General features: G+C 61.4%; 20 protein-coding genes and 1 tRNA gene. 9 read left to right on the forward strand and 12 right to left on the reverse strand.

Annotated features, from left to right (window positions below):
• Nucleotides 1-25 precede the first annotated feature (25 nt).
• Nucleotides 26-2,479, forward strand: a complete 2,454-nt coding sequence (locus ABD919_RS10805; protein ID WP_345236019.1) for a DUF349 domain-containing protein — start codon at nucleotides 26-28, stop codon at nucleotides 2,477-2,479.
• 285 nt (nucleotides 2,480-2,764) lie between these two features.
• On the opposite strand, the gene ABD919_RS10810 is transcribed toward ABD919_RS10805, so the two are convergent.
• Nucleotides 2,765-2,837 (reverse strand) — tRNA-Thr (locus tag ABD919_RS10810).
• A 124-nt stretch (nucleotides 2,838-2,961) separates the two neighbouring features.
• The gene (locus ABD919_RS10815) at nucleotides 2,962-3,768 is read right to left on the reverse strand and encodes a phosphatase PAP2 family protein (protein ID WP_345236020.1); all 807 of its coding nucleotides are present in this window, start codon (nucleotides 3,766-3,768) and stop codon (nucleotides 2,962-2,964) included.
• Nucleotides 3,769-3,883: 115 nt separating this feature from the next.
• Here ABD919_RS10815 and ABD919_RS10820 point away from each other — a divergent pair, with 115 nt between their 5' ends.
• From ABD919_RS10820 to ABD919_RS10845, 6 genes are all read left to right on the forward strand, one after another.
• Nucleotides 3,884-5,047 carry a hypothetical protein gene (locus ABD919_RS10820; protein WP_345236021.1) on the forward strand — a complete coding sequence of 388 codons (1,164 nt, stop codon included), beginning with the start codon at nucleotides 3,884-3,886 and terminating at the stop codon, nucleotides 5,045-5,047.
• Between the two features lie 98 nt (nucleotides 5,048-5,145).
• Nucleotides 5,146-5,799 carry an HD domain-containing protein gene (locus ABD919_RS10825; RefSeq protein WP_345236022.1) on the forward strand — a complete coding sequence of 218 codons (654 nt, stop codon included), beginning with the start codon at nucleotides 5,146-5,148 and terminating at the stop codon, nucleotides 5,797-5,799.
• A gap of 205 nt (nucleotides 5,800-6,004) precedes the next feature.
• The gene (locus tag ABD919_RS10830) at nucleotides 6,005-6,163 is read left to right on the forward strand and encodes a hypothetical protein (protein ID WP_345236023.1); all 159 of its coding nucleotides are present in this window, start codon (nucleotides 6,005-6,007) and stop codon (nucleotides 6,161-6,163) included.
• Between the two features lie 215 nt (nucleotides 6,164-6,378).
• The gene (gyrA, locus tag ABD919_RS10835) at nucleotides 6,379-9,024 is read left to right on the forward strand and encodes a DNA gyrase subunit A (RefSeq protein WP_345236024.1); all 2,646 of its coding nucleotides are present in this window, start codon (nucleotides 6,379-6,381) and stop codon (nucleotides 9,022-9,024) included.
• 201 nt (nucleotides 9,025-9,225) lie between these two features.
• Nucleotides 9,226-10,383: a tetratricopeptide repeat protein gene (locus tag ABD919_RS10840; protein WP_345236025.1), complete on the forward strand. Its 1,158-nt coding sequence runs from the start codon at nucleotides 9,226-9,228 to the stop codon at nucleotides 10,381-10,383.
• A 1,011-nt stretch (nucleotides 10,384-11,394) separates the two neighbouring features.
• The gene (locus ABD919_RS10845) at nucleotides 11,395-12,378 is read left to right on the forward strand and encodes a hypothetical protein (RefSeq protein ID WP_345236026.1); all 984 of its coding nucleotides are present in this window, start codon (nucleotides 11,395-11,397) and stop codon (nucleotides 12,376-12,378) included.
• Nucleotides 12,379-12,457: 79 nt separating this feature from the next.
• Here ABD919_RS10845 and hisIE read toward each other — a convergent pair whose 3' ends face one another.
• From hisIE to ABD919_RS10885, 8 genes are all read right to left on the reverse strand, one after another.
• Complete coding sequence (gene hisIE / locus ABD919_RS10850; protein WP_345236027.1) at nucleotides 12,458-13,099, reverse strand: bifunctional phosphoribosyl-AMP cyclohydrolase/phosphoribosyl-ATP diphosphatase HisIE; 642 nt, start codon at nucleotides 13,097-13,099, stop codon at nucleotides 12,458-12,460.
• 33 nt (nucleotides 13,100-13,132) lie between these two features.
• Nucleotides 13,133-13,900 (reverse strand): imidazole glycerol phosphate synthase subunit HisF, encoded by a 768-nt coding sequence (gene hisF, locus ABD919_RS10855; protein ID WP_345236028.1) that lies wholly within the window; start codon nucleotides 13,898-13,900, stop codon nucleotides 13,133-13,135.
• A 14-nt stretch (nucleotides 13,901-13,914) separates the two neighbouring features.
• Nucleotides 13,915-14,631, reverse strand: coding sequence for a 1-(5-phosphoribosyl)-5-[(5-phosphoribosylamino)methylideneamino]imidazole-4-carboxamide isomerase (locus ABD919_RS10860; RefSeq protein WP_345236029.1), 717 nt, complete (start codon nucleotides 14,629-14,631; stop codon nucleotides 13,915-13,917).
• Between the two features lie 27 nt (nucleotides 14,632-14,658).
• Nucleotides 14,659-15,243, reverse strand: a complete 585-nt coding sequence (gene hisH / locus ABD919_RS10865) for an imidazole glycerol phosphate synthase subunit HisH (RefSeq protein WP_345236030.1) — start codon at nucleotides 15,241-15,243, stop codon at nucleotides 14,659-14,661.
• A gap of 73 nt (nucleotides 15,244-15,316) precedes the next feature.
• Nucleotides 15,317-16,414: a bifunctional histidinol-phosphatase/imidazoleglycerol-phosphate dehydratase HisB gene (gene hisB, locus ABD919_RS10870; protein ID WP_345236031.1), complete on the reverse strand. Its 1,098-nt coding sequence runs from the start codon at nucleotides 16,412-16,414 to the stop codon at nucleotides 15,317-15,319.
• Between the two features lie 26 nt (nucleotides 16,415-16,440).
• A complete protein-coding gene (gene hisD, locus ABD919_RS10875) occupies nucleotides 16,441-18,861 on the reverse strand; it encodes a histidinol dehydrogenase (protein WP_345236032.1) in 2,421 nt (806 codons plus the stop codon).
• 9 nt (nucleotides 18,862-18,870) lie between these two features.
• Nucleotides 18,871-19,722 carry an ATP phosphoribosyltransferase gene (gene hisG, locus ABD919_RS10880; RefSeq protein WP_345236033.1) on the reverse strand — a complete coding sequence of 284 codons (852 nt, stop codon included), beginning with the start codon at nucleotides 19,720-19,722 and terminating at the stop codon, nucleotides 18,871-18,873.
• Between the two features lie 154 nt (nucleotides 19,723-19,876).
• Complete coding sequence (locus tag ABD919_RS10885) at nucleotides 19,877-20,032, reverse strand: hypothetical protein (protein ID WP_345236034.1); 156 nt, start codon at nucleotides 20,030-20,032, stop codon at nucleotides 19,877-19,879.
• A 156-nt stretch (nucleotides 20,033-20,188) separates the two neighbouring features.
• On the opposite strand from ABD919_RS10885, the gene ABD919_RS10890 reads away from it, so the two are divergent.
• Both ABD919_RS10890 and ABD919_RS10895 read left to right on the forward strand, forming a co-directional pair.
• On the forward strand, nucleotides 20,189-20,755 hold the full coding sequence (locus ABD919_RS10890) for a Crp/Fnr family transcriptional regulator (protein ID WP_345236035.1): 567 nt from the start codon (nucleotides 20,189-20,191) through the stop codon (nucleotides 20,753-20,755).
• A 115-nt stretch (nucleotides 20,756-20,870) separates the two neighbouring features.
• Nucleotides 20,871-21,512 carry a hypothetical protein gene (locus ABD919_RS10895; protein ID WP_345236036.1) on the forward strand — a complete coding sequence of 214 codons (642 nt, stop codon included), beginning with the start codon at nucleotides 20,871-20,873 and terminating at the stop codon, nucleotides 21,510-21,512.
• Here the strand turns inward: ABD919_RS10895 and ABD919_RS10900 are convergent.
• Complete coding sequence (locus ABD919_RS10900) at nucleotides 21,496-24,108, reverse strand: TonB-dependent receptor (RefSeq protein WP_345236037.1); 2,613 nt, start codon at nucleotides 24,106-24,108, stop codon at nucleotides 21,496-21,498. The genes ABD919_RS10895 and ABD919_RS10900 overlap by 17 nt on opposite strands.
• A 27-nt stretch (nucleotides 24,109-24,135) precedes the next feature.
• Nucleotides 24,136-24,840 carry a ribulose-phosphate 3-epimerase gene (gene rpe / locus ABD919_RS10905; protein ID WP_345236038.1) on the reverse strand — a complete coding sequence of 235 codons (705 nt, stop codon included), beginning with the start codon at nucleotides 24,838-24,840 and terminating at the stop codon, nucleotides 24,136-24,138.
• Nucleotides 24,841-24,880 lie beyond the last annotated feature (40 nt).

Raw genomic sequence — 24,880 nt, forward strand, 5'->3', positions numbered from 1 at the left:
GTGAGGGCCGGCCATTACGAAGCTTATGTCAGCTGAACAAAACCCCACTGCCCCGAACCCGGGCGGCAACGCGCCCGGCCCCGAAGACCGGATGACTATTCTCGAACGCCGCCTGGCCGAAATTCAGGCCAAGTCCGGGGCGCAGCCGGAGCCGGTTGCGCCAGCGCCTGCGGCGGAACCTGCCGGCGAAACCCAACTTGAAATGCCAGTCCAGGGCACGCCGGCGCTGCCGGCCGAAGAGCCTGCGGGCGCCGGCACGGCCGAAGCACCGGCCAACGGGCCCGCCGCCACGGGAACACACAGTGTAGCGCCTCCCGCCGACAGCCCGGAGGCGGCCGCCGCGGCCCAGTCGGCCCAGCACCTGCCCGACGCTGTTGCCCCGGCTGACGGCGACCTGTCGGCCCCGCAGGCCCGCGCCATTGCCCACTACGGCGAGCAGATGGCCGCCGATGCAGCAGCGGAGCCCACGCCGGCTCAGCCCGAAGAAACGCTGGCTGCGGAGCCCATTGCCAGCAGCGCGCCGGCCTTGGTGCCCGACCCGGAAACTGCCGTAGAAGCGCCCGTGGTTTCGGGACCGGCTTCCGAAGCCGAAACCCTGGTGTCGACCGAGCCGGTTGCGGAGACTGAAACAACTACAGCCGAGAGCACGGCCGACCAGGAGCCGGCTCAGGCGGCCGACCACAGCCCGGAGTCTGAGTCCGGCGAAGCGGTAGTTGTCGAAGCCGGCCAGCCCGCCGAGCTGCCCGCGCCCGACTTCACCCAGCTCGACCTCCCCGCCCAGGCCGCTTACCTGGTGCAGCTTATCCGCAGCCCCAACGCCCGCAGCCACCGCAAGCAGATTCTGGACCTTACCCGGCAGTACGAAGCCAACGTAGGCGCCGCCCGCGCCGAGGCGCGGCAGCGCTTCTCCGACAGCGGCAACGAGGCCGAAGCCTTCGCCTTTCAGCAGCCCGAAGGCCAGCAGGAGCTCAACAAGGCCCTGCAGGAGTTCCGCGAAAGCCGCGTGAAGGAAGCAAAAGCCGAAGATGCCAACCGCGTCGATAACCTCACCAAGAAAAAGGCCCTGCTCGACCAGCTCCGCCTGCTGGTAGAAGCGGCCGAAACCAAGGACAGCTCGGCCAAGCTCAAAGCGTTGCAGGCCGAGTGGAAAGCCGCGGGCCCCGTGCCCCAGGCCGACAGCCAGAGCATCTGGGACACCTACCACGGCCTGCTCGATATCTACTACAGCAAACAGGGCCGCTTCCACGAGATGAAGGACCTGGACCGCCGTCGTAACCTGGAAGCCAAGGAAGCCCTTATCAAGCGGGCCGAAGCCCTGGTGAACCTGCCGGGTATCAACAAAGCCCTCGACGAGCTGACCAAGCTGCACGAAGACTGGAAAAACATCGGGCCCGTGCCCAACGACCAGCGCGAGCCGCTGTGGCAGCGCTTCATCGCTGCTTCCGATGCCCTGCACCAGCGCCGCAAGGAGTTTGCCGACGTGCGCTCTACCCAGGAGAAGGCCAACCTGCAAGTGAAGCAGGCCCTGCTGGAGCGTATCCTGCCCTTTGCCGAGTTCGAAACCGACCGGGTAAACCTGTGGCGCTCCAAAACCGATGAGATTCAGGAAATCAAGCAGGAGTGGGAAGCCGCGGGCCTGGTGCCCCGTGCGCAAGCCGATGCCCTGAACAAGCAGTATTGGGCTGCCTATAAAGCCTTCTTCAACCGCAAGAACGAGTTCTTCAAGTCGCTCGACAACGAGAAGAACACCAACCTGAAGGCTAAAATGTCGCTGATTGAGCAGGCCGAAGAGGCCCTGAACAATTCCGACTGGGAAGCGGCCCGCAACGTGGTTATCCGCGTGCAGAAGGAGTGGAAGGAAATCGGGCGCGTACCGGAAAAGCAGGCCGACAAAATCTGGCACCGCTTCCGCACCGCCTGCGACAACTTCTTCGACCGGCCCAAGATGGAAGCCCGGCAGCGCGAAGAGAAGGCCCATGCCTCTTCCGCCGAGCAGGTTGCCCATTTGGATAAAGTGGCTGAGCAGGTGAATGCGCTGTCAGCCGACAACCCCGGCTCTCTGGCAGGCTTCCGCGACATCCTGGCTGAGTGGACGGCGGCGTTCGACCCCACCGAGGACCAGCCCGGTCGTGGCACGTCCGACCGCAGCGAGGAGCAGCTGCTTGGTTTGCTGGGCAAGTACCTCGAGCAGGTACCGGGCCTAAGCTACGCCGACCGTGGGGAGCTGCTGTTCCAGGCGGAAATTGCGCGCCTGAAAGCTCGACCGCAAGCCCAGCAGCAGCTCACCAAAAAGGAAATGGCCTTGCGCAAGGAAATCAACGACCTGGAAAACGACAACGCCACCCTGCAAACCAACCTCGACTTCTTTGCCCGCTCCAAAAACGCGGCTCAGCTGCGTGAGGAATACCAGGGCCGTATGGAAGAAGGCAAGAAGCGGATTGAAACCCTGAAAAAGCAGCTGAAGACGATTCGCAGCTAGTTAGCTCTTGCTTGTACAAATGTGTAAAGCCCCTGCGTCTTTAAGATGTAGGGGCTTTACTGTTTTTCAGTGGTGCGCGCTTACAGTTGCTCGTAGGTGCTAGCAGCGCTATGCAACCGGTAGGATTAGAGTTTAGGGCTCATGGGGCCAGCAGGAATTATATGCTAGCAGCAGCCCATCACCCTGTTCGATGGAAGGGTGCTGGTCTAGGGACTATGTTAGCAGCACGTCAACAAAGAAAAAGCCCCACTGCAACCCGTAAGGCTGCAATGGGGCTTTGCTAAGAGCCTCCTGCCGGGATCGAACCAGCGACCTACTGATTACAAGTCAGTTGCTCTACCAGCTGAGCTAAGGAGGCGTTTAGTGGCACAAAAGTACGGCAGGCCATGCTTTCAACCACGTTTTAACCCGAATTTTCTGAAAAAAACTTACCCTCTGCCGCTATTCACTATGGCCACTGGCTGATATCGAAGCGAATAAGCTCAGTGCTTCGGCTGCCAACGGAAGGTGAGGCCCGCGCCGGAAGCTGGGCTCCAGAACGGCTGCAGCCCCACGTCCCGGGCTATGGGCTTTCGTCCCCAGCGGTTGCGGTGGGTCAGATAGGCGAGGTGAGCCGACAGGATGCCAATGCCGGCGCCGGCAAACACATCCGACTGCCAGTGCCGGTTGTTGAGCATGCGCAGCGCCCCTACGCTGCTGGCAATGGTGTAGGCCCCAATGCCATACCACTGGCTTTTGTCGCGCAGCTCGGTGTGCACAATGCTGGCGGCCAGGAAAGCCTGGGCGGTGTGCCCGGAAGGAAAGGCGTTGTTGGCCGAGCCATCGGGCCGTAAAATATCCGTGGAGGTCTTGAGGGCATACACGGTGCCCAGCATGATGGCCTCCGACTTGGCAATAACCAGCAGCAGGTTCAGCTGGTCGTTGCGTGACTCTACGCCGGCCAGCACCGTGGCCCCAAGCTCGAGGTAGGGAACAAACTGCAGGTAATCGTCGGCCTTGGTATGAAAGCCCGGAAAGGTTTTCAGAATGTCGCGCCGAGCGTCGTAGGAGCTATAAAAGCCGTTGTCGTTGATGGTGCTGATGCCGTAGCCGATGAGTACCGCCGGAACGACTGTGGCCTTGAAGAGCTTGCTTTTGAGAAAGGGCTGCTTGGGCTGCTGGGGCGGGGACTGGTACTTTCGGATGGTGTCGGCCGCGGCATTGGGGGGTGGTACGGGTATCTGCGCCTGCAGCGCTGGGGCTGCGAGGCTCAGCAGGAGCGTAGCCGGGATTGCAAAACGGGTTTTCATACCGCAAAGATGGCATCTAAGACCAGGGGGCCTTAATGCGGAGCTTATAATTGGGTACTTTCACAGGCAGGCTGTTTCTTTGCCTGATTCAACGCTGTTATTTTTTGTGCTGCCGATGCGTTTGCAAGAAGTTTCGACTCCGGCCCAGGCCCGGGAGTTTCTGGAATTCCCCGTTCGTCTCTACAAAGGCGACCCGAACTACGTAAGGCCCCTCGACCAGGACATTGAGGCTGTATTCGACCGCAAGCGCAACAAGTACTTCCGCCACGGCTCGCTGGTGCGCTGGGTGCTCCTTGACGAGCAGGGCAAAACCCTGGGGAGAGTGGCCGCATTTATTAACAAGCGCACGGCCAACACCTTTGAGCAACCCACCGGCGGTCTGGGCTTCTTTGAGTGCATCGACAGCCAGGAGGCTGCCAACATGCTCCTCGATGGCTGCCGCGACTGGCTGGCCGGGCAGGGAATGGAAGCCATGGACGGGCCCATCAACTTCGGCGACCGGGACCAGTGGTGGGGGCTGCTTATCGACAACTTCGGGGCACCCCTCTACGGGCAGAACTACAACCCGCCGTATTACCAGCAGCTGTTTGAGCGCTACGGATTTAAGCTTTACTTCAACCAGTTCACTTACTTCCGTAAGGTGTTGGACCCGCTCACCCCGGCCTATACCGAAAAGGCGGCGCAGCTGCTGCGCAACTCAGAATACCGCTTCGAGCACATGCAGCTCAAGAACCTGCCCAAGTACACGGAGGATTTCCGGCAGGTTTACAACCGGGCCTGGGTGAAGCACTCCGGCGTAAAGGAAATGACGCCGGAGCAGGCCACCAACATCATGCGCAAGCTGCGGCCCATACTCGACGAGAAGGTCTGCTGGTTTGCGTATTACCAGGGCGAGCCCGTCGGGTTTTTCATCGCCTTGCCGGAGCTCAATGAGTTGTTTCGCTACGTAAACGGCCAGCTGAACTGGCTGGGCAAGCTCAAGTTTGCGTATCACCGCTGGAGGGGCGCGGTAAAGACCCTGACCGGAATTGCGTTTGGAATTGCTCCCGAGCACCAGCGCAAAGGCGTGGAGATGGCCATGGTGCTGGCCGTGGCGAAAGTGGTGCAGGATACGTCCAAGGTCAATTACCAGGATTTCGTCATGAACTGGATAGGCGACTTCAACCCCAAGATGATGACCGTGGCCCGCAACCTGGGCGGTGAAATCTGGCGCACTCACGCCACGTACCGCTACCTGTTTGATAGGGAGAAGCCCTTCAAGCGGGCTCCGGCAATCTAAAGAAGGTCCACGGCTTCTGGTAAGCGGAAGCGGTTATATTCTCATCCCAGCCGGACCGGTCGGTTTCCAGGCTTATTCTTATTACCTCAGATTCCCAAATGCAAGTGAATTTCATCCCGGCTACTGTCGCATTCATTCAGGAAAAATTTGCGCAGGAGGGCAGTGGGCACGACTGGGCCCACATCGAGCGGGTGTGGCAGATGGCACGCCGGCTGGCGGAAGAAGAGTCCGGGGCCGACCTCCAGGTTACCGAGCTGGCGGCCCTGCTGCATGATATTGCCGACTGGAAATTCCACGGCGGCGACTACGAGGCGGGGCCGCGGGCAGCCGGCGACTGGCTGCGAAGCCAGGGCGCCGACGAAGCCCTGATTGAGCGGGTGCAGGTAATTATCCGGGAGGTGTCCTTTAAAGGCCTGGGAGTGGAAACGCCGGTCACGTCGGTGGAGGCCGCGCTGGTGCAGGATGCCGACCGGCTGGATGCCATCGGTGCCATTGGCATTGCGCGGGCGTTTGCCTACGGCGGGCACAAAGGCCGGCCCCTGCACGACCCGGCCGTGCCGCCGGTATCCCACGAAAGCTTCGCCAGCTACCAGAAAAGCACGGCGCCTACGCTGAACCATTTCTACGAGAAGCTGCTGCATCTGAAGGACCGGCTGCACACACCGGCTGCGCGTCGGGTAGCGGAAGGGCGGCACCGCTTTATGGAGCAGTTTGTGGACCAGTTTCTGGCGGAGTGGGAGGGAATGCGCTAAAGCTACCATCCGCTTTGCCGGTGCTGAGCAACATCGCTAGGCGAGTAGCGCTTACTCTGACCTACAGGGCCGCTTTTCCGTTAGAAGGGCCAGCGCAAGTGTTGTTCCTTGTTACTTTTACGGTATGCTTCGTCGTTTTCGGTTGACCATCCTACCCGGGCTTATACTGCTTACCGCCCTGCTCGGTAGCTGTCGCACCTGTCCTATGGAGTCCTGCCACGTGCGCAAGGTGCACCTGCACAGCGGCGTGCGCTACCGTGGGCAGCCCCTGTGGAAAAAGCAGAACCCGTCCATTGGCGAGAAAATCAAAACCCATAATCCCAAGTCGGGTACCCATACCAACGACAAGAGCAAGAAGCTTTAGGGATGGGATTTTTTGGTTACGGGCAGGCTGTCGCAGGTTGCATTTTCCAAACAAAAAACACCTCCTGATTTGCCTGTTTTTATCCCTTAAAAAAGGCCGCTACGCTTGTCGTTGTGGCCTTTTTTGCGTAACTTCGCACGCGTAACAAGAACCATTCACTCTGCGGCTGAAAACCCGATAAAACCGGGTTTTAAATGCTGCCTTACAACCCCTCAATGGCGGACGGCGAAAAAATCATTCCGATTAACATCGAAGAAGAGATGCGTGGCGCCTACATCGACTACTCGATGTCGGTTATCATCTCCCGCGCCCTGCCCGATGTGCGCGACGGCCTTAAGCCCGTGCACCGGCGCGTGCTCTACGGCATGAGCGAGCTGGGCGTGGGCTACAACAAAGCCTATAAGAAAAGTGCCCGTATCGTGGGCGAAGTACTGGGTAAGTACCACCCGCACGGCGACAGCAGCGTGTACGACACCATGGTGCGCATGGCCCAGGACTGGAGCCTGCGCTACCCGCTGGTAGACGGGCAGGGCAACTTTGGCTCGGTCGACGGCGACTCGCCGGCGGCCATGCGCTACACCGAAGCCCGCCTCAAGCGCCTGGCCGACGAGATGCTGGGCGACCTGGACAAGGACACGGTTGACTTCCAGCCCAACTTCGACGACTCCCTGGAAGAGCCCAGCGTGATGCCGGCCAAGTACCCCAACCTGCTGGTGAACGGCACGACGGGTATTGCCGTGGGCATGGCCACCAACATGGCACCCCACAACCTGACGGAGGTCGTTGACGGCATCATTGCTTACCTGGCCAACCCCGACATCACGGTGGAAGAGCTCATGGAGTACGTGAAAGCGCCCGACTTCCCCACGGGCGGCATCATTTACGGCTATGAAGGCGTGAAGCAGGCCCTGCAGACCGGCCGTGGCCGGGTAGTGGTGCGGGCCAAGGCGGTGTTCGAAACCTCCAAAACCGGCAAGGAGCAGATTGTCGTCACCGAGATTCCCTACATGGTGAACAAGGCGTCGATGATTGAGAAGACGGCGGCGCTCATCAACGAGAAGAAAATCGAGGGCATTGCCGACCTGCGCGACGAGTCGGACCGCGACGGCATGCGCATCGTGTACGACCTCAAGCGCGACGCCATGCCCAGCGTGGTGCTCAACAACCTGTACAAGTACACCCAGCTGCAGTCATCGTTCGGCGTCAACAACGTGGCCCTGGTTAAGGGCCGCCCCATGACCCTGAACCTGCGCGACCTGATTCACTACTTCGTCGAGCACCGCGCCGAAGTTGTGGTGCGCCGCACCCGCTACGAGCTGGCCGAAGCCGAGAAGCGGGCCCACATCCTGGAAGGCCTGCTGATTGCCCTCGACCACCTCGACGAGGTGATTGCCCTCATCCGGGCTTCCCGCGACGGCGAAGTGGCCCGGGGCCAGCTCATTGAGCGCTTCGCCCTGAGCGAGGTGCAGGCCCGCGCCATTCTCGACATGCGCCTGCAGCGCCTCACCGGCCTCGAGCGCGACAAGATTGTGGCCGAGTACGAGGAGCTGATGCGCCTGATTGACCACCTGAAGGCCGTGCTGGCCTCGGATGCCCTGCAACGCGGCATCATCAAAACCGAGCTGGAGGATATCCGCGACCGGTACGGCGATGCCCGCCGCACGGAAATCAACTACGTCGGCGGCGACTTCTCCACCGAAGACATGATTGCCGACGAGGCCATGGTTATCACCATCTCGCGGGAAGGCTACATCAAGCGCACCAACCTCGACGAGTACCGGGCCCAGGGCCGCGGGGGCATGGGGTCGCGGGGCGTCACCACGAAAAAGGACGACTTCACGGAGCACCTGTTTGTGGCCACCACCCACGAGTACCTGCTGTTCTTTACCGAGCTGGGCCGGGTGTTCTGGCAGAAAGTGTACGAGATTCCCGAGGGCGGCAAAGCCACCAAGGGCCTGCCCATTCAGAACCTCATCGAGATTCCCCGGGAAGACTCGGTGCGCTCGGTGCTGAACGTGCGCGGCCTGCGCGACCCCGACTACTTGGAGAACACCTACCTCATGTTCTGCACCGAGCAGGGCACGGTAAAGAAAACCCCGCTCGAAGCCTACTCGCGTCCCCGTACCGCGGGCATCAATGCCATCACCATCAACGAAGGCGACCGTCTGCTCGATGTGCAGCTGCTGACCCCCAACGCGGAGGTGATTCTGGCGGCCCGCAGCGGCCGCACGGTTCGCTTCAACGAAAGCAAGGTGCGCTCCATGGGCCGCTCGGCGGCCGGGGTGCGTGGCATCACCCTGGAAGACGTACCCGGCAACCGCGTGGTGGGCATGGTGTGCGTGGCCGACTCCAACCAGGAGCTGCTGGTGGTGAGCGAAAACGGCTTTGGCAAGCGCAGTGAGCTATCCGAATACCGGGTAACCAACCGCGGCGGCAAGGGTGTTCGGGCCATGAAAATTACCGAAAAGACCGGCTCCCTGGTGGCCATCAAGGACGTGAACGACAGCGACGACCTGATGATTATCAACAAGTCGGGCATCACCATCCGCCTGCGGATGAGTGAGCTCCGCACCATTGGGCGTGCCACCCAGGGCGTTCGACTGATTAAAATCAGCGGCAACGACGAGATTTCCTCGGTGGCTAAGGTAGCGGCCGATGAGAAAGAAGAAGGGCAGGAGCTCGCAGATGTAGGCACCCTGGCCCTTGCTGCGGCCAGCGGCAGCGCTGCGGGCCTGGCCCTGGCCTCGCTGGGGGCTGCCGAAGGCGACGATGAAGAGGCCGAAGACGAAGCCGATGACCTGGACGAAGACGAAGCTGACGACGAAGCTGACAGCGACGAGGAAGCCGATGAGGCAGAATAAGCCCTAAGTAGGGGAGGGGCGGCCCGGTAACGGGCCGCCCTTTATTTTTGGCGAACCTTAAGCGGGGAAAGTCACGTTTGGCACTTTGTATGCATTGCGGCGTCTGTTCGCATCTTTGTGACAAAATTCCTGCCCACAACACCGGCTTTGGCTGCTCTGCAGCGGGGCCGATTAACAAAAAAACTGCGCAACACAGCGATTATGAAGAAGTCCTTTTTGACGATTGCGGCGGCTGCCGCGCTTACCACTGGCCTGAGCAACGTAAGCCTGGCCCAGACCTCGGCCGTCACCAACGCCATTCTGAACCAGCGCCAGGGTTTGTACGACAAGGCGCGTACCGATATTGACAAGGCCGTTTTGCACGAAAAAACCAGTGGGAAAGCCAAAACCTGGTACACCCGCGGGGAAATTTACGAGCAGATGATGGACAGCCCCATCTTTGGCAAGCAGCTGCAGCCAGGGGAGGGCACGCAGAAAGCGTTCGAGTCGTACAGCAAAGCCATTGAGCTGGATGGCAAAACCGGCGAGTTCGGGAAGCAGGCGGCCGGCAAGATGGACAACCTCTATGCCCGGGCCTTTAACGACGGCGTGAATAACTACAACGCCAAAGACTTCGACAAAGCCATCACCAGCTACAAGCTGGCTTCCCAGATTCGTCCGGCCGACACCACGGTCGTGCTCTATTCGGCATACGCTTCCGAGGCCAAGCAAGACATTCCGGCGGCCAAAGCCAGCTACAATCAGCTCATTGGCATGGGGTATAAGTCGCCATCCATGTTCATCCGACTGCTGCAGATTGCCCGCCAGGAAAAAAATGAAGCGGAAGCTGCCAAGGTGCTGAAAGCGGCGCTCGAAGCTTATCCTACCAATAAAACCTTCCTGATTGAGGACTTGAACATGTCCATGTCGAGCGGTTCGGGTGGCGATGCGCTGGCTAAAATCAACAAGGCCATTGAGGCAGACCCCAATAACTCCAACTTATACGCTGTTCGTGGCTCGCTTTTCGACCAGCAAAAGAAGACCGACCTGGCTCAGAAAGACTATCAGAAAGCCATTGAGCTGGACCCGACAAATTTTGATGCCCAGTTTAACCTCGGGGTCTACAATTTCAACCGGGGAATCGATATGATGAACAAGGCCCGGAAAATGGACTTGAAAACCTATCAGAGCAGCGGCAAAAAGATGGAAGCAGAAGGTAAGAAAATCGTGGAGCAGTCGATTCCTTACTTTGAGCAAGCCATGAAAGTGCAGCCCGAAGACCGGGTGCTTTTAATCTCCCTGCAAAAGGCCTACATCAACGTCGGTCGTACCGCTGACGCGGAGCGTATCAACGCCAAGCTGGAATCTATGGGCAAGTAGCCCTGTGGTGGAGTAGGCATTGAAAGCCCGGTCCTGAAAGGGCCGGGCTTTTTCATTGTTAAAAGCAGTTAAGTAAGCAGGGTCGGGTCGTTTGCCTTATTCAATTTAACATAATATAAATTATAAGACAAAAGAATAACTTTGTTTTAGTCCAGGTGGATACCTTGTCAGGCATTCGTTTTTTATAAATATGCGCGTAATCGCTAGCTTTTGAATCATCATGCACATCAGTGGCTATTCACTCGGGTTGAAAGAGAAACGCAATGGAGTTATTAGCTAGCATATCGACTGCTTGGTCGCCTCTCGCTTCCCGGCTTGTATCTCATCTTCTACTTTGGCTCAATTCCTTATTTAGCTTAGACAGCCTGTGCCCGAGTTGCGCTGCCCAGCCAGCCGATGCGCAAGCATTTGTCTGCTCTCTCAAGTGCAGATTTGCTTAAGTCGAGCTGTAGTGTCCTTAACCGTTTTAATTCGAGGGTTTAGCTAGTATTCAGGTTTGGACAAGACGTTTTATAAATTCCTGTTAGTATACCCCTGGTAAAGGATTCTAGTTGGATTCTGTCTTGACTCATTCGAGCGAGTTGTCCATCCACTGAGCTATACAAACCATACATGCGCACAATTGTGCCGCATGCAGACCAGGCACAAGGCAATGCAGCTTCTCTCTGGGTACCTATTTGTGAATCTCCGTGTTGCTTAGTGCAACGGCTAGCTTCCACACTCCTATTATAAGCAAACTGACAGTACTGCTCTGTTAGTTAGGTTAGTTATGCTTCTCTAAGCTTCACTCCTACCAGTGTAGTTCAGGTCAGTATTAAATGGACTCTCAGGGAGTAAAAATCTTAAAGAAAGTAATACAGTACAAAAGCTGTAGAATCTGATAAATGTACTAAATAGTATAAAAAAGTATATAAAGTTTAAATTATTTTGTACTTTTTTATACTATTTAGTACATCTAGCAAAACTGTTCGTATTATTACCTCCCGAATACCCCACGAAGTTATTACTTATATGCCAAAACTCATTGACTACCCAAGAACAACTTATGCCGGTGCCTGGGAACTAGGCGAAGTAGTGGATGATACCGGAGGCAAGTGCGCCATTGATACGGCAGCCCGTAAACTCAACCGGAAAGTCAGCGGCTCATTTAAGGCCATTATTGGGTCGGCGGTAAAGTTTGGACTCTTAACCAGCAAAAGAGACTTGCTTAGCACCACTACCCTATTCCGGCGCATAAAACACGCATATGACAAGCAGGAGGAGCTGCTGTTTCACCGGGAAGCCTTTCTTACTCCCCCATTATTTACCCAGCTCTGCCGCAAGTTTCGCTCCCGCGAGCTGCCAGTACAAATGCTGGATGTAATGCTGATTCGGGAATTTGGGGTTGAAGAAATAAATGCGCAAGGGGTGGCACGGGCCTTCATTGAAGGCGCCCGCATGGTTGGGCTGCTCGACGAACACAACATTGTGGCCGATATAGACCAGCTAACTGCTCAACAACCCCCACGCCGGGAAATTGCCAGTCCTCTCCCTGCTCTAAATAGCTTTCGTACGTCGCCCCCTCCAGCTCCCCAGCCAGAACCTGGCAACGGCAGTGAAGCGGAAGCGGCAGCCACACCAAGGTATGCCGGCCCCGCTGCCCCACCCCGTTCTATACCTGCCCAGGCTCCTGCCAATAGCACTTCCGACGCCATCGCCAGCCTATTTGGCCTGGAACCCGCTAGCGCGCCAAATAATAACGCACAGCAGGCGGATGCAAAGCCCTTGCGCAACTATATGCCTGAGCCGGAATCCAAGCACACGGCATCAGCCCCACACTCGGCTCCAGCGGCTCCCCTCAGCAGCGCGCCCGCTACGTCATCACCACCAGTCACTGCCTACCGCATACAAATAAGTGGCCCGGGAATCGATAGCCAGCTAAGCATTACAGAAGAAGACGACCTGGTATTGGTTCAGGCGCTGCTGGATAAAATACGCCGGCAGCTACGAAGCTGAAGCCGCTTATACAGACTATTACACTTTTGTGTTAATCAGACTTGTAAGCACACCTGCCTCAAGCGCCATATCCGTCCGGCTAACGGGTATGGCGCTGACGGAGCACAGCCAGCACTTCTTCCAGGCTGACGTTGGTAGCGGCCAGTAAGACCAGCAAGTGGTAAAGCAAATCGGCGGCTTCCCCGGGCAGCGTTTCCCGGTGACCGGCCACGGCATCGATAACAGTCTCCACAGCCTCCTCGCCTACTTTCTGCGCGATTTTAGGGATTCCTTTCTCAAAAAGGGAAACGGTATAGGAGCCGGGGGACTGTTCCGGGTGGTCGCGCCGGTCCTGAATCAGCTGGGACAAGGTGGCCAGAAACCCAATGGGGGCTTCGGGCAAGGCCTGCTGCCCGGGCTGCTCAAAGCAGCTGATGGTACCGCGGTGGCAGGTGGGCCCCGCCGGACGGGCCCGGATAAGCACCGAATCGGCATCGCAATCGGGGTGCAGGCTCACCACGCGCAGAAAGTTGCCGCTGGTCTCCCCTTTTACCCAGAGCCGCTGCCGCGAGCGGGAATAAAACGTGACCCGGCCCTCGCGCTGGGTGAGTGCCCAGGCCTGCTCGTTCAGGTAGCCCAGCATGAGCACCTGCCCGGTATCGGCATCCTGCACAATGGCCGGCAGCAAGCCGGTTTCGGGGTCAAACCGGAGGGTGACATTATCAAGAACAAAGGAAGACATGCGTACGGCGCTGAGGAAATGTTGAATGGAAAACTACTGCCCGGAACTCGGCCGGACCGCAATGCCCTCGGCCTGTAAATAGGCCTTCAGGACGGGCAGGGACGTTTCGTTGAAGTGAAACAAGGTGGCCGCCAGGGCCGCATCCGCTTGCCCGGCCTCAAACACGTCTTTAAAGTGTTCCAAGCTCCCGGCACCACCGGAAGCAATTACGGGCACTGTCACGGCCTGGCCTACCGCCCGGGTCAGGTCAAGGGCAAAGCCCCCCCGGGTGCCGTCGTGGCTCATGGACGTGAGCAGCAGCTCCCCGGCCCCCCGCTCGGCCGCCTCCCGGGCCCAATCGGTGGCCCGGCGTCCGGTGGCTTGGGTGCCGGCCCGGGACATCACCTCCCACTCCGGGCCCACGTGCCGGGCATCGATGGCCACCACCACGCACTGCGAGCCAAAACGGCGGGCCAGCTCATCGATGAGGGCCGGTCGGGCCAGGGCGGCGGAGTTGAGGGACACCTTATCGGCGCCCCCCAGCAGCAGGGCTTCCACATCGGCCACCTGCCCAATGCCACCCCCTACGGTAAAGGGAATGTCGACCACCCGGGCCACTTCGCGCACCAGCTCCGCCAGAGGCTGCCGGCGCTGGTGGGTGGCCGTGATGTCGAGCAGCACCAGCTCATCAGCGCCTTCGCGGGCGTAGCGCGCGGCCAGCTCTACGGGGTCGCCGGCGTCGCGCAGTCCTTCAAACCGGATGCCCTTTACGGTGCGGCCATCGCGCACGTCGAGGCAGGGAATAAGTCGTTTCTTAACCATTGTGGTAGTAATTGCTAGAGAAAAGGCTGCAGGTCTTCCAGGGCGATGCTGCCTTCGTACAGGGCTTTGCCAATTATGGCCCCGAACATGCCCGCTTCGGCCAGGGCTTCGAGGTCGGCAACCGTGGTCACCCCCCCACTGGCAATGAAGCGGGCCGCGGGAAACTGCTGCACGAGGCGTTGGTAGGTGGCCAGGGAAGGTCCCTGCAGCATGCCATCCTTGCTCACATCCGTGCAGATAAACGTCAGGGCACCGGCGGCCAGGTAATCGGCGATAAAGGCTTCCAGCGTGCGGGTGCTTTCCTCGGTCCAGGCCCCGGTCATGATGCGGCCGTCTTTGAAGTCGGCCCCCAGGAATATGGTATCGGGGCCCTGGGAACGCAGCCAGGCGCGCACGGTAGCCGGGGCGCGCACGGCCAGGCTGCCAGCCGTGACGTGCTGGGCTCCTGCCGCCAGCACCTGCACCAGGGAGTCCTCGGTCTGTATGCCCCCGCCCGCGTCAATCACCAGGTTGGTGTGCCGGGAAATGGCTTCGAGGACCGACAGGTTAACCGGCTGCCCGGCCCGGGCGCCGTCGAGGTCGACCAGGTGCAGGCGGCGCAGGCCCGCCTGCTCAAAGCGCTGGGCCACGGCTACCGGGTCCGGCGAGTAAGTGGTGCGGCGCGTGAAGTCGCCCTCGCTCAGGCGCACGCACTGGCCTTGCATGATGTCGATGGCAGGAATAATTTCCATGGATGTGGGCAGCGCGAAGGCAGGACTTTAGAGGGACAGGAAATTGGAGAGGATGCGGGCGCCGGGACTGCTGCTTTTCTCCACGTGAAACTGCAGCCCGTAAAAGTTTCGGTACTGCACGGCCGCGCTGAAGGGCGCCGGATGGGCAGACTGGGCCAGCGTATAAGCACCTACCGGGGCATAGTAGCTGTGCACGAAGTAGACGTGCTCTTCGGGGTCGATACCGGCAAACAACGGCCCTTGCAGCGCCGAGAGGGTATTCCAGCCCATGTGCGGCACTTTGTGCGACTGGCTGGCAGCAAAGCGCTGTACCCGAAACGGCAGCAGCCCGAGCAGGGTGGTGTCGTTTTCCTCGCTGTACTCCCCCAGCAGCTGCATCCCCAGGCATATACCTAGAAAGGGCTGGGTAAGGGTCGGCAACACTTCCGTAAGCCCGGCTTCCCGCAGTGCCGCCATGGCAGAGGACGCCTCGCCCTCCCCGGGAAACAACACCTTATCGGCGCGGCGCAACACCTCCGCATCGGAGGTAAGCTCGGCTTCCACGCCCAGCCGGGCCAGCGCAAAGAGTACGGACTGCACGTTGCCGCCTTTATAATCTACTACTGCAACCATAAGCTACCTGTTAATACATTTGTGAACAGCACACGAATTTTGAGAATGCACCCAGTTTACTCATTTGGCAATACTAAAGAATGCCTTTCGTACTCGGAATAGCCCCATTCGCATCACGCTGCAGGGCCATGCGTATGGCCTTCGCCACGGCTTTGAAAATGGCCTCAATCTTATGGTGCTCATTATCGCCTTCGCAGGCAATGTTGAGCGTACAGCGGGCATTGTCGGTGAATGACTTAAAGAAATGAAAAAACAGCTCAGTCGGCAAGTCCCCCACTTTTTCGCGTCGGAATTCCGCATTCCACACCAGCCAGGGGCGGCCGGAAAAGTCAATCGCTGCCTGCGCGAGAGCTTCGTCCATGGGCAGCAGGAAGCCATAGCGGGCCAGGCCGCGCTTGTCGCCCAGGGCCTGGGTGAAGGCAGTACCCAGCGCCAGCGCGGTGTCTTCCACGGTATGGTGCTCGTCGATGTGTAAATCACCGCTTACACTTATGTGTAAGTCCACACCGCTGTGTCGCCCCAGCTGCTCCAGCATGTGGTCGAAAAATCCCAGGCCGGTTTTAATGGTGGTTTGCCCGCTGCCATCGAGGTTGAGGTGGATGCGGATGTCGGTTTCATTGGTGTGTCGAAGCACCTCGGCTACCCGGGCCGGAAAGCGCAAGAAGGTATAAATGTCCTCCCAGCTGGTTGTGGTGAGGGCGGCGATTTCCTGAGGCTCCTCTCCTATTAAGATGGACTGGCAGCCCAGGTTCTGCGCCAGCTCTACGTCGGTGAGCCGGTCGCCGATAACGAAGGAGTTGGCCAGGTCGTAGCCGTTGACTGGGTCAAGGTAGCGACCCAGCATGCCCGTGCCTGGTTTGCGGGTAGGCAGCTGCTCGTGAGGAAAGCTGCGGTCGATGTGCTCGGCCCGAAATGTTACCCCCTCCCCGGCCAGGATGTCGAGCATGAGCTGGTGCGCCGGCCAGAAGGTTTCCTCCGGGAAGCTGGCCGTGCCCAGGCCGTCCTGGTTGGAAACGAGCACCAGCTCGTAGTCCAGCTCCCGGGCAATGCGGGCCAGGGCCGAGATGGCGCCGGGTACAAACTCAAACTTCTCCAGGCTGTCGATTTGCTGACTGGGCTGGGGCTCGACGAGAATAGTCCCGTCGCGGTCGATAAACAAGGCTTTGGTCATAGGTTGGAAGTAGCTGCCGGGGGCAATCAATTTTTATACTCGCTCGGGAAAGTGGCCGGCTCCGGCACGGCCGGTTTAACCTCACCTATTTGCTGCAGCGCGGCCACCACCTGCCGGTTTTCCTCGGCTGTGCCCACCGTAATGCGCAGGCAGCCGGCGCAGCCGGGCTGGGTACTGCGGTTCCGAACCACGATGCCGTACTGCTGCAGCTGCTGGTACACCGCCGTGGCATCGGTGCGCACCCGCACCAGCAGGAAGTTGGCGTCGGAGGGAAAGACGTGCTCAATCAAGGGCAGGGCGGCCAGCTGCTCGCTCAGCCAGGTCCGTTCGCGCAGGGTGGCTGCCAGCAGCGCGGCCAGCCGGGGCGCATCGGCCAGGGCTTGCAGGGCCAGCTGCTGGGTGGAGGCCGAGATGTTATAAGGCGGCTTGATGATGTTGAGGTAAGAAATCAGGGCCGGGGCGGCATAGGCCACGCCCAGGCGCAGGCCGGCCAGGCCCCAGGCTTTGGAAAAGGTCTGCAGCACCACCAGGTTGGGAAACTCGTGCAGGCGGGTAATCCAGCTCGGCGCATCGGCGTAATCGGCATAGGCTTCGTCCACCACCACCAGGCCGTTGAACGAATTCAGGATGTCCTCCATGGCCTCCCGGGCCAGCAGGTTGCCGGTGGGATTGTTGGGCGAGCACAAAAACAGAACCTTGGCGCGGGACCCGGCCAGCAACCGCGCGGCATCGGCCGGCAGCTGGAAGTCGGGCGTCAGCGGCAGGCGCTCTACCCGCACATCGTTGAGGCGGGCGGCCACCTCGTACATGCCGTAGGTGGGCGGGCACAGCACGATGGCATCTTGCCCGGGGGTACAGCTGAGCCGCAGGAGTAAGTCGATGGCCTCGTCGGAGCCATTACCCAGGAAAATCTGGTCGGCCGATACCTGCTTGAGCTGGGCCAGCGCCTGCTTGATGGCCCGCTGCTGCGGGTCGGGGTAGCGGCGGAAATCCGCGCCCCCCACCGAGGCCAGGCTGTTTTCGTTGGCGTCTAGCATTACCGGCGCCAGGCCTTCAAACTCGTCGCGGGCCGAGGAGTACGGCTGCATCTGCCTCAGCGATGGTCGAATCAGCTGCTCCAGGCTAAAGGATGAGCCAGCCGATTCCTGCCCCGCTTCCCCCAGCTGCGCCCGCCGGATGCTCACGGCCCGGGCGTGGGCAGCCAGGCCCTCGGCTTCCGCCATGGCTTCAACTACCGGCCCCAGCTGCTGCAGGCCGGTGCGGCTCAGGGTCTGAAAGGTTATTTTCTTGACAAACGAATCCAGCGAAACGCCGCTGTACTGCCGGGCGTAGCCGCCCGTAGGCAGGGTGTGGTTGGTGCCCGAGGCGTAGTCGCCCACGGCTTCCGGGGTGAGGTGGCCCAGGAATACCGAGCCGGCATTGGTGACGCGGGCGGCCAGCGTTTCGGGCTCCGCCACGGCCAGTATCAGGTGCTCGGGGGCGTACTGGTTGGAGTACGTCAGCATCTGGTCTGCGTCGCGCAGCAGAATGGCCCGGCTGGCGGCCAGGGCCTGGGCGGCCACTTCCTGCCGGGGCAGAGTAGCCAGCTGGGTTTGCAGCTCTGCCTGCACCCGGTCCAGCAGCGGAGCCGAATCGGTTAGCAGCACTACCTGGGAATCGGCGCCGTGCTCGGCCTGCGACAGCAGGTCGGCGGCCACGAAGGCGGCATTAGCGGTAGCGTCGGCGATGACCAGCACTTCCGACGGGCCGGCGGGCAGGTCGATGCCCACGCCGTACTCGGCCGCGGCCAGCTGCTTGGCTGCCGTTACGTAGCGGTTGCCGGGCCCGAAAATTTTGTCGACGGCCGGCACGGTGTCGGTGCCCAGGGCCAGGGCGGCAATGGCCTGCGCCCCGCCTGCCTTCACCACCTGGTCGATGCCCAGCAGCCGGGCCACAAACAGAATAACCGGGCTGATGCGCCCGTCGGCCTGGGGCGGGCTGCACACCACCACCTCGGGGCAGCCCGCCAGGCGGGCCGGCACGCCCAGCATAAGCAGGGTGCTGAACAGCGGCGCCGTGCCCCCCGGAATGTAGAGGCCCACCCGCTGCACCGGCACGGCCCGGCGCCAGCAGCGCACGCCCGGCATGGTTTCCACCACGGGCTCGGGTTGATTTTGCGCCGCGTGAAAGGCCTTGATGTTGGCGTAGGCCTGGCGAATGGCGGCTTGCAGCGCCGCCGGCACCACCGCTACTGCTTCGTCGAACTCGGCGGGAGAAACCTGGAGCGCAGTGAGGCTGGCACCGTCCAGCTCCAATGCCAGCGCGCGCAGGGCCTGGTCGCCCTGCTGCTGCACCTGCTCAAATATCCGGCGTACCCGCCCGGCTACGGTGGCCGTTTCGGCCGTGGCGGCCCGTTGCTGCAGCCCAGCCCAGGTGGCGGGCGCGGGGTAAGAAAACGTGGGAATCATGGCGCGGGCTTAGGCTATCATTTTTTCAATGGGCAGCACCAGGATGCCTTCGGCTCCCACGGCTTTGAGCTGGCTGGTGATGTGCCAGAACTCGTCTTCCTGCACCACAGACTGCACCGACACCCAGCCCGGCTCGGCCAGGGGCGTCACGGTGGGCGACTTGATGCCCGGCAGCAGGCGGCGCACATCGTCCAGGGCGCTTACCGGGGCGTTGAGCAGGATGTACTTGCTGCGCTTGGCCCGGCGCACGGCCTGCATGCGGAAGCGCAGCTGCTCGAGCAGCTCGGCCTGCAGCGGGCTCAGGTTGGGTTGGGCAATGAGCACGGCTTCGGAGCGAAACACGGTTTCGACTTCGCGCAGGCCATTGCCCAGCAAGGTGGAGCCGCTGCTGACAATGTCGCAGATGGCGTCGGCCAGCCCGATGCTGGGGGCAATTTCCACCGAGCCGCTGATGGTGTGGAGCTGGGCCTGCACGCCGCGCTCGGCCAGGTAGCTACCCAGCAGCTTAGGGTACGAGGTGGCGATGTTGAGGTTTTGCAGGTCGGCCAGCCCCTGGTAGGCAGCGGCACGCGGCACGGCCAGGCTCAGGCGGCACTTACTGAAGCCCAGGGCTTCGACTTCCAGGGCCGAGCCCCCGGCTTCCACCAGCACGTTCTGGCCCACGATGCCCAGGTCAGCCACCCCGTCCTGCACGTAGCCGGGAATGTCGTCGTCGCGCAGAAAGAGAATTTCCAGGGGGAAGTTGGTGGCTTCGGTTTTAAGCTTGTAGGAGCTGCTGACGAAGCTGATGCCGCACTCGCGGATAAGGGTAAGGGAGTCCTCGCTGAGGCGACCGGACTTTTGAATGGCTAAACGAAGCATGAAGCGAATATCTCGCGGGCCGGGCCACGGCCTGGGCAGGCAACGTGACCGGCGCACCTGGTTGGTGCGATAGGCAAACCCGAAATGTGAGAAATGGTAGCCCGGCGCGGCGACGCACCCGGGGAGCGGCGGTGGAGACGCGGGCTACCGGCGCTTAAACTGCGTCCGGCATGAGCTGCCCGGCCTCCCACAGATGGTGGTGGTGGTGAGCACCCACGATGGCGGCAGCCGATACAGCACTTACCCCGGCCACGCCGAACGCCGGCGCGGCAGTTGCATCAAAGCAAAACGGGGAAGCGGTGGAGGTCATTGCGGAGGCAAAGGTAACAGCACAATTGACAAGCCCGCTACGGTCGAGCATATTTTTGCTGGCGGGGTAGATACCGCCCCGGGCGACGAAAGGTTTTGGCCAGGGCCCGAAATTTTATCCGGCGGTCGGCGAACTTGCGCTTTCCTTGCACGCCCCATGTCCAGCTTACTTGCCTTTCTCCAGACCTTACAACCGCTCAGCCCGGCCCTGCTGGCCGCCCTTCAGGCCGTCACCACGCGGGAAGCGCTGCCCGCCCACCACCAGCTGCTGGTGCCCGGGCAGGTAGCGCGGCGCGTGTACTTTCTGGAAACCGGGCTGGTGCGCGGCTACACCCTGCTGCATGGCCGCGAGATTTCCTCCTGGTTTATGCAGGCCGGCGACTTCGTGATTTCCATCCTGAGCTTTTTCACGCAGCAGCCCGGCGACGAGTACATCGAGCTGCTGGAGCCGGCCGTGCTGCACTCCATCAGCTACGAGCAGCTGCAGCAGCTTTACCGCGACTTCCCCGAGTTTAACTTCATCGGGCGGCGGGTGCTGGAGAAATACTACGTGCTGAGCGAGCAGCGGGCCCGGCACCTGCGCGCCCACACGGCACAGGAGCGCTACGAGCTGTTGCTGCGCGACTTTCCTACGGTGTTTCAGCGCGTGGCTGTGCAGCACATTGCCTCGCACCTGGGCATGGCTCCCGAAACGCTAAGCCGGCTGCGGGGCAAAGCCGGATAGGAAGGCGCCAGCGGGCGAAAATGACATTTGTCAGAAAATTGCGGGAGTGCCCGCGGGACCTTTGGGCCTATTGCCGCGAGCCGGTACCCATTCGTCAACGCCCAACGCCTTTGCCATGACTACCCCGCACCGCCGCCGGAGCCGCACCCTGATTTACCTGGCCCTGCCGTTTGCCCTGTACCTGCTGTTCAACATCCTGGGCGGGGCCCTTTACGCCCTGGCCGTGATGGGCGAACACCACATGCGCAACCGCACCCTTTACAGCGCCTCGCTGGCGGAAGCCCGCCACACGGGCGGCTTTGCCGACACCGTGCTGGTGACTCCCCGCCGCCTGCAGCTGGGCGACTACGAAGTGCAGTTTGACGACTGCTGGCTGGAGCAGCTGCGCAGCAGCCACCGCCCGGCCTGGTACCGCCCGCGGGTGGAGCGCCTGAACAATAGGGCGGCTATCTACCTGCATTACCGCGTCAGCTACCAGGGCCGCCCCCTGCCCGGCTACCAGGACGCGGTGACGGTGTACAGCGAAGAGGGCGGGCAGGGCAGCTTTTCTCCCCGGCTCGAGCGGCAGCGGCTGGAAGTGTACACCGAGATTCTGCCCGACAGCACCCTGAACCTCAAGCTGCCCCTGTCCTTGTGCCTGCAATACCTATCCGGCAAAGGGCCCAAAACCTGCGCCGCCGCCTACCCGGTCTCGGCCCAGAAGTGGCTGGAGCGGCAGGCAAGGCCAGCGGCCAGTGATGCTAAAACCGGGCAATAACGCGCAGGTTTACCACCCGCTGCGAGAGGTAGCTGGGCACGGAGTAAATCTGCCCTTTTACGTCCTGCAGGTAGTTGTAGCCGGCCACATTGTTGGCCCCCAGCACGTTCAGGATTTCCAGTCCAATCCACAGGCTTTCGAAGTCGTAGAAGCGGCTGCGCTGGCCGGTGCGCAGGCTTACCACTTTGGAGAAGCCCAAATCCACGCGCTTGTAGCTGCGTTCCAGCTCGGAGGTGCCGCGTAGGTCGGGCAGGTTGGGCGGGCTGAAGGGCAGGCCGGTGCCAAACACGAGGTTGACGTAGCCCCGCACCGAGGGGTTGTTGGGCAGGTGGTCCTGGAAAAAGATGCCCACGTTCAGGCGCTGGTCCTGGGGCCGGCGGATGTAGCCCTTGGCCTCGCGGCCGACTACCTTGCCGTCGCCGTCCACCACGTTGATGGAGTCGCCGACCACGTTTTCGCGGGTCGTGAGCAGGCCCAGGCTAAACCACGACTCGGCGCCCTTCACAAACTCCCCGCTGATGCGCGTGTCGAAGCCGGCGGCGTAGGCCGTGGCATTGTTTTGAGCGAAGTAGCGCAGGCGCACGTTGTCGATGTCGTAGGGCACCACGTCGGTCAGGTACTTGTAGTACGCCTCGGCCGTAAACTTGAAGGGCCGGCCAAACTGCTGAAAGCTGATGTCTTTGCCCACAATGAAGTGCAGGGAGCGCTGGGCCCGCAGCTCGGGGTTGAGCACGCCGGTTTGCACCAGCGGCTCGCTGGGGTTGCGCCGCTCGCCGGCCTGGCTGCGCAGCTCCCGGTAGAACGGCGGCTGGTAGTACACCCCGGCCGCCGCCTTGAACGAGCGGTTGGGGTGCTGGCGGCTGATGGCCGAGAACTGCACCCGGGGGCTCAGCACGAACTGCCCATTGGTGGTCCAGTAGTGGCCGCGCACGCCCACGGTAAGGGTGCGCAGGGTATCGATTTCCCAGGTATCCTGCACATAGGCCTGGCTGCGGGTGCTGAGCAGGCTCAGGTCCGACAGCAGGCGGGTGCGGCGGGCGTCGGGCACGAAGTCGGCCGAGTCGGCAAAGCTGTACTCGTCGAGCTTGTCGGCGATGTACTCCCGGCTCAGCTTGGCTCCCCAGCGCACGGTGTGAGCCTGGGCCGGTACCCAGCGCCCCCGAAGCTCGCCCGTGAAAATGCGGGCCCGCAGGAAGTTGCGGGAGTGCTTGAACTCGGAGCCAATGTCGCGCTGGCGCACGGCCTGGTTGAAGTCCGGCGAGCTGGGGTCGCGGTTTATTTCGGCAAAGGTGTAGGCTGCTTCTACATCGCGCAGCTCAAACTCCTGCGAGCCCACGGCCGAGCCCAGCAGCTCCACCTGCAGGCGGGGCGTAAAGTCGTGCTTGAGGCTGAGCCCGCCCTGGTAGGTGTCGTACTGCATCCGCTCCCGGCCTTCGTAGGCAATGAAGAGGCGGGTAAACTGGTTCGTGGACGTGGAAAAGGTCGCCTGCCCGGTTTCGGGCGAGAAGCGGTAGTCGTTGTGGGCCAGCACGCCCAGGATGCCCAGGGTGGTGCGCTGCAGGTCGTCTTGTTTGCCTAGGCCGATGTTGACGTACGCCTGGCCGTCGTAGAAGGTGGGGTTGTAGCCGCCCTGGGCCTGGCGCAGGGAGCGGAACACGTACTGTGCATTCTTGTAGCGAAGGCCGGCCACGTAGCTTACCCGCCCGCCGGCGCTGCGCGACTCGGCGTGGGCGGCTCCGCCCACCAGGCTGGCCGTGAGCGTGGCGGCAAACTTCTCCGGTGTCTTGTAGTCCACGTTCAGCACCGAGGCCAGCTTGTCGCCAAAGCGCGGCTGCCAGCCGCCGCTGCTAAACTCCACCTGCCGCACCATGTCGGGGTTGATAAAGCTTAGCCCTTCCTGCTGGGCGGTGGTGACCAGAAACGGCCGGTACACCTCGAGGCCGTTTACGTACACCAGGTTTTCGTCGTAGTTGCCCCCCCGCACGTTGTAGGTGCTGGTCAGCTCGTTGTTGGAAACAACGCCCGGCAGGGTTTTCAGGATGGCGTTGAAGTCGCCGAAGGGCGAGGGAATTTCCTTGGCAGCCCGCGGGTCGAGCCGGGTCAGGCTGACTTCCTCGCGGGTGATACCCGCCTCCGTGCGCGCGCGCACGGTCACGTTGTCGAGCGAGCGATTGTCGGGGCGCATGGCCAGGCTTAGGGGGCGGGCGGCATCGGCGGGCAGCACCAGGCGCTGGCGAATGGGCTGATAGCCCAGGCGCCGCGCCACCAGCACCAGCGTCTGCCCCGCGGCCGGCTGGCGTGCGCGCAGCTCAAAGGTGCCATCGGGCCGGGTGTTGGTGCCCACCGGCTGTCCTTCAATGCCCACGCTGACCACCTCCAGGGGCTTGCCCTCGGCATCGCGTACCGTGCCGGTGAGGGTGATGGTGCCGGGCGTAGCCGCCGGCGGGTTGCTTACCTGCGCCAAGGCTGGTGCTGGCAGGGCCAGCGCCAGGGGCAGCAGCAGCAGCACTCCGCCCACCATCCGGCAAGCGGCGCCGCCCTTTTCTTTGCCCCGCAGCCGGGTTTGCTCCAGACCCGTCATATGTTCTTGCTTCACGTTCGTCACAACGGCCTGCCGGCTGGTCTATTGCATGCGGCCGGTGCTCAGCTCCAGCCCGGCCAGGTGCCCGCGCAGGCGCTCCAGGGTTGCCACCGGCCCTTCGGGGGCGTTAAAGACAAAGCTGCCAGCCACCAGCACGTCGGCCCCGGCCTCAACCAGGGGGCCGGCATTGGCCAGGCTCACGCCACCGTCAACTTCAATCAGGGCGTCGGAGCCGCAGTCAATCAGCAGAGCTTTCAGGTCGGCCACTTTGCGCAGGGTGTTGGGAATAAAGGCCTGCCCGCCAAAGCCGGGGTTTACCGACATGATGCATACCAGGTCCAGGTCGGCGGCCAGGTTTTCGAGCACCTGGATGGGCGTATGCGGGTTGAGGGCCACACCGGCCTGGCAGCCCAGCTGCTTGATTTGCTGCACCACGCGGTGCAGGTGCGGGCAGGCTTCGGCGTGCACGGTAATGACGTCGGCGCCGGCATCGCGGAAAGCCGCCAGGTAGTGCTGGGGCTCCTCAATCATCAGGTGTACGTCGATGGGCTGGCGCGCATGGCGTTTCACGGCCTGCAGCACGGGCAGTCCAAAGGAGATGTTGGGCACAAAGCGGCCGTCCATCACGTCGAAATGCAGCCAGTCGGCGGCGCTGGCCGCGAGGCGTTCGGTTTCAGCTTGCAGGTTGGCCATGTCGGCGGCCAGGAGCGAGGGGGCCAGCAACGGGGCGCGGCGGGTTGCGTTCATGCCTGCGAAGGTACGATAGGGAGTTATGAGTTATGAGTTA

It is taken from the genome of Hymenobacter saemangeumensis, from assembly GCF_039541835.1.
Lineage (GTDB): Bacteria > Bacteroidota > Bacteroidia > Cytophagales > Hymenobacteraceae > Hymenobacter > Hymenobacter saemangeumensis.

Excerpts from the sequence above, each read along its gene's own strand:
- ABD919_RS10805 (WP_345236019.1), top strand. The coding sequence starts at position 26 with ATGTCAGCTGAACAAAACCCCACTGCCCCGAACCCGGGCGGCAACGCG.
- ABD919_RS10815 (WP_345236020.1), bottom strand. The coding sequence starts at position 3,768 with ATGAAAACCCGTTTTGCAATCCCGGCTACGCTCCTGCTGAGCCTCGCA.
- ABD919_RS10820 (WP_345236021.1), top strand. The coding sequence starts at position 3,884 with ATGCGTTTGCAAGAAGTTTCGACTCCGGCCCAGGCCCGGGAGTTTCTG.
- ABD919_RS10825 (WP_345236022.1), top strand. The coding sequence starts at position 5,146 with ATGCAAGTGAATTTCATCCCGGCTACTGTCGCATTCATTCAGGAAAAA.
- ABD919_RS10830 (WP_345236023.1), top strand. The coding sequence starts at position 6,005 with ATGGAGTCCTGCCACGTGCGCAAGGTGCACCTGCACAGCGGCGTGCGC.
- gyrA (WP_345236024.1), top strand. The coding sequence starts at position 6,379 with ATGGCGGACGGCGAAAAAATCATTCCGATTAACATCGAAGAAGAGATG.
- ABD919_RS10840 (WP_345236025.1), top strand. The coding sequence starts at position 9,226 with ATGAAGAAGTCCTTTTTGACGATTGCGGCGGCTGCCGCGCTTACCACT.
- ABD919_RS10845 (WP_345236026.1), top strand. The coding sequence starts at position 11,395 with ATGCCAAAACTCATTGACTACCCAAGAACAACTTATGCCGGTGCCTGG.
- hisIE (WP_345236027.1), bottom strand. The coding sequence starts at position 13,099 with ATGTCTTCCTTTGTTCTTGATAATGTCACCCTCCGGTTTGACCCCGAA.
- hisF (WP_345236028.1), bottom strand. The coding sequence starts at position 13,900 with ATGGTTAAGAAACGACTTATTCCCTGCCTCGACGTGCGCGATGGCCGC.
- ABD919_RS10860 (WP_345236029.1), bottom strand. The coding sequence starts at position 14,631 with ATGGAAATTATTCCTGCCATCGACATCATGCAAGGCCAGTGCGTGCGC.
- hisH (WP_345236030.1), bottom strand. The coding sequence starts at position 15,243 with ATGGTTGCAGTAGTAGATTATAAAGGCGGCAACGTGCAGTCCGTACTC.
- hisB (WP_345236031.1), bottom strand. The coding sequence starts at position 16,414 with ATGACCAAAGCCTTGTTTATCGACCGCGACGGGACTATTCTCGTCGAG.
- hisD (WP_345236032.1), bottom strand. The coding sequence starts at position 18,861 with ATGATTCCCACGTTTTCTTACCCCGCGCCCGCCACCTGGGCTGGGCTG.
- hisG (WP_345236033.1), bottom strand. The coding sequence starts at position 19,722 with ATGCTTCGTTTAGCCATTCAAAAGTCCGGTCGCCTCAGCGAGGACTCC.
- ABD919_RS10885 (WP_345236034.1), bottom strand. The coding sequence starts at position 20,032 with ATGACCTCCACCGCTTCCCCGTTTTGCTTTGATGCAACTGCCGCGCCG.
- ABD919_RS10890 (WP_345236035.1), top strand. The coding sequence starts at position 20,189 with ATGTCCAGCTTACTTGCCTTTCTCCAGACCTTACAACCGCTCAGCCCG.
- ABD919_RS10895 (WP_345236036.1), top strand. The coding sequence starts at position 20,871 with ATGACTACCCCGCACCGCCGCCGGAGCCGCACCCTGATTTACCTGGCC.
- rpe (WP_345236038.1), bottom strand. The coding sequence starts at position 24,840 with ATGAACGCAACCCGCCGCGCCCCGTTGCTGGCCCCCTCGCTCCTGGCC.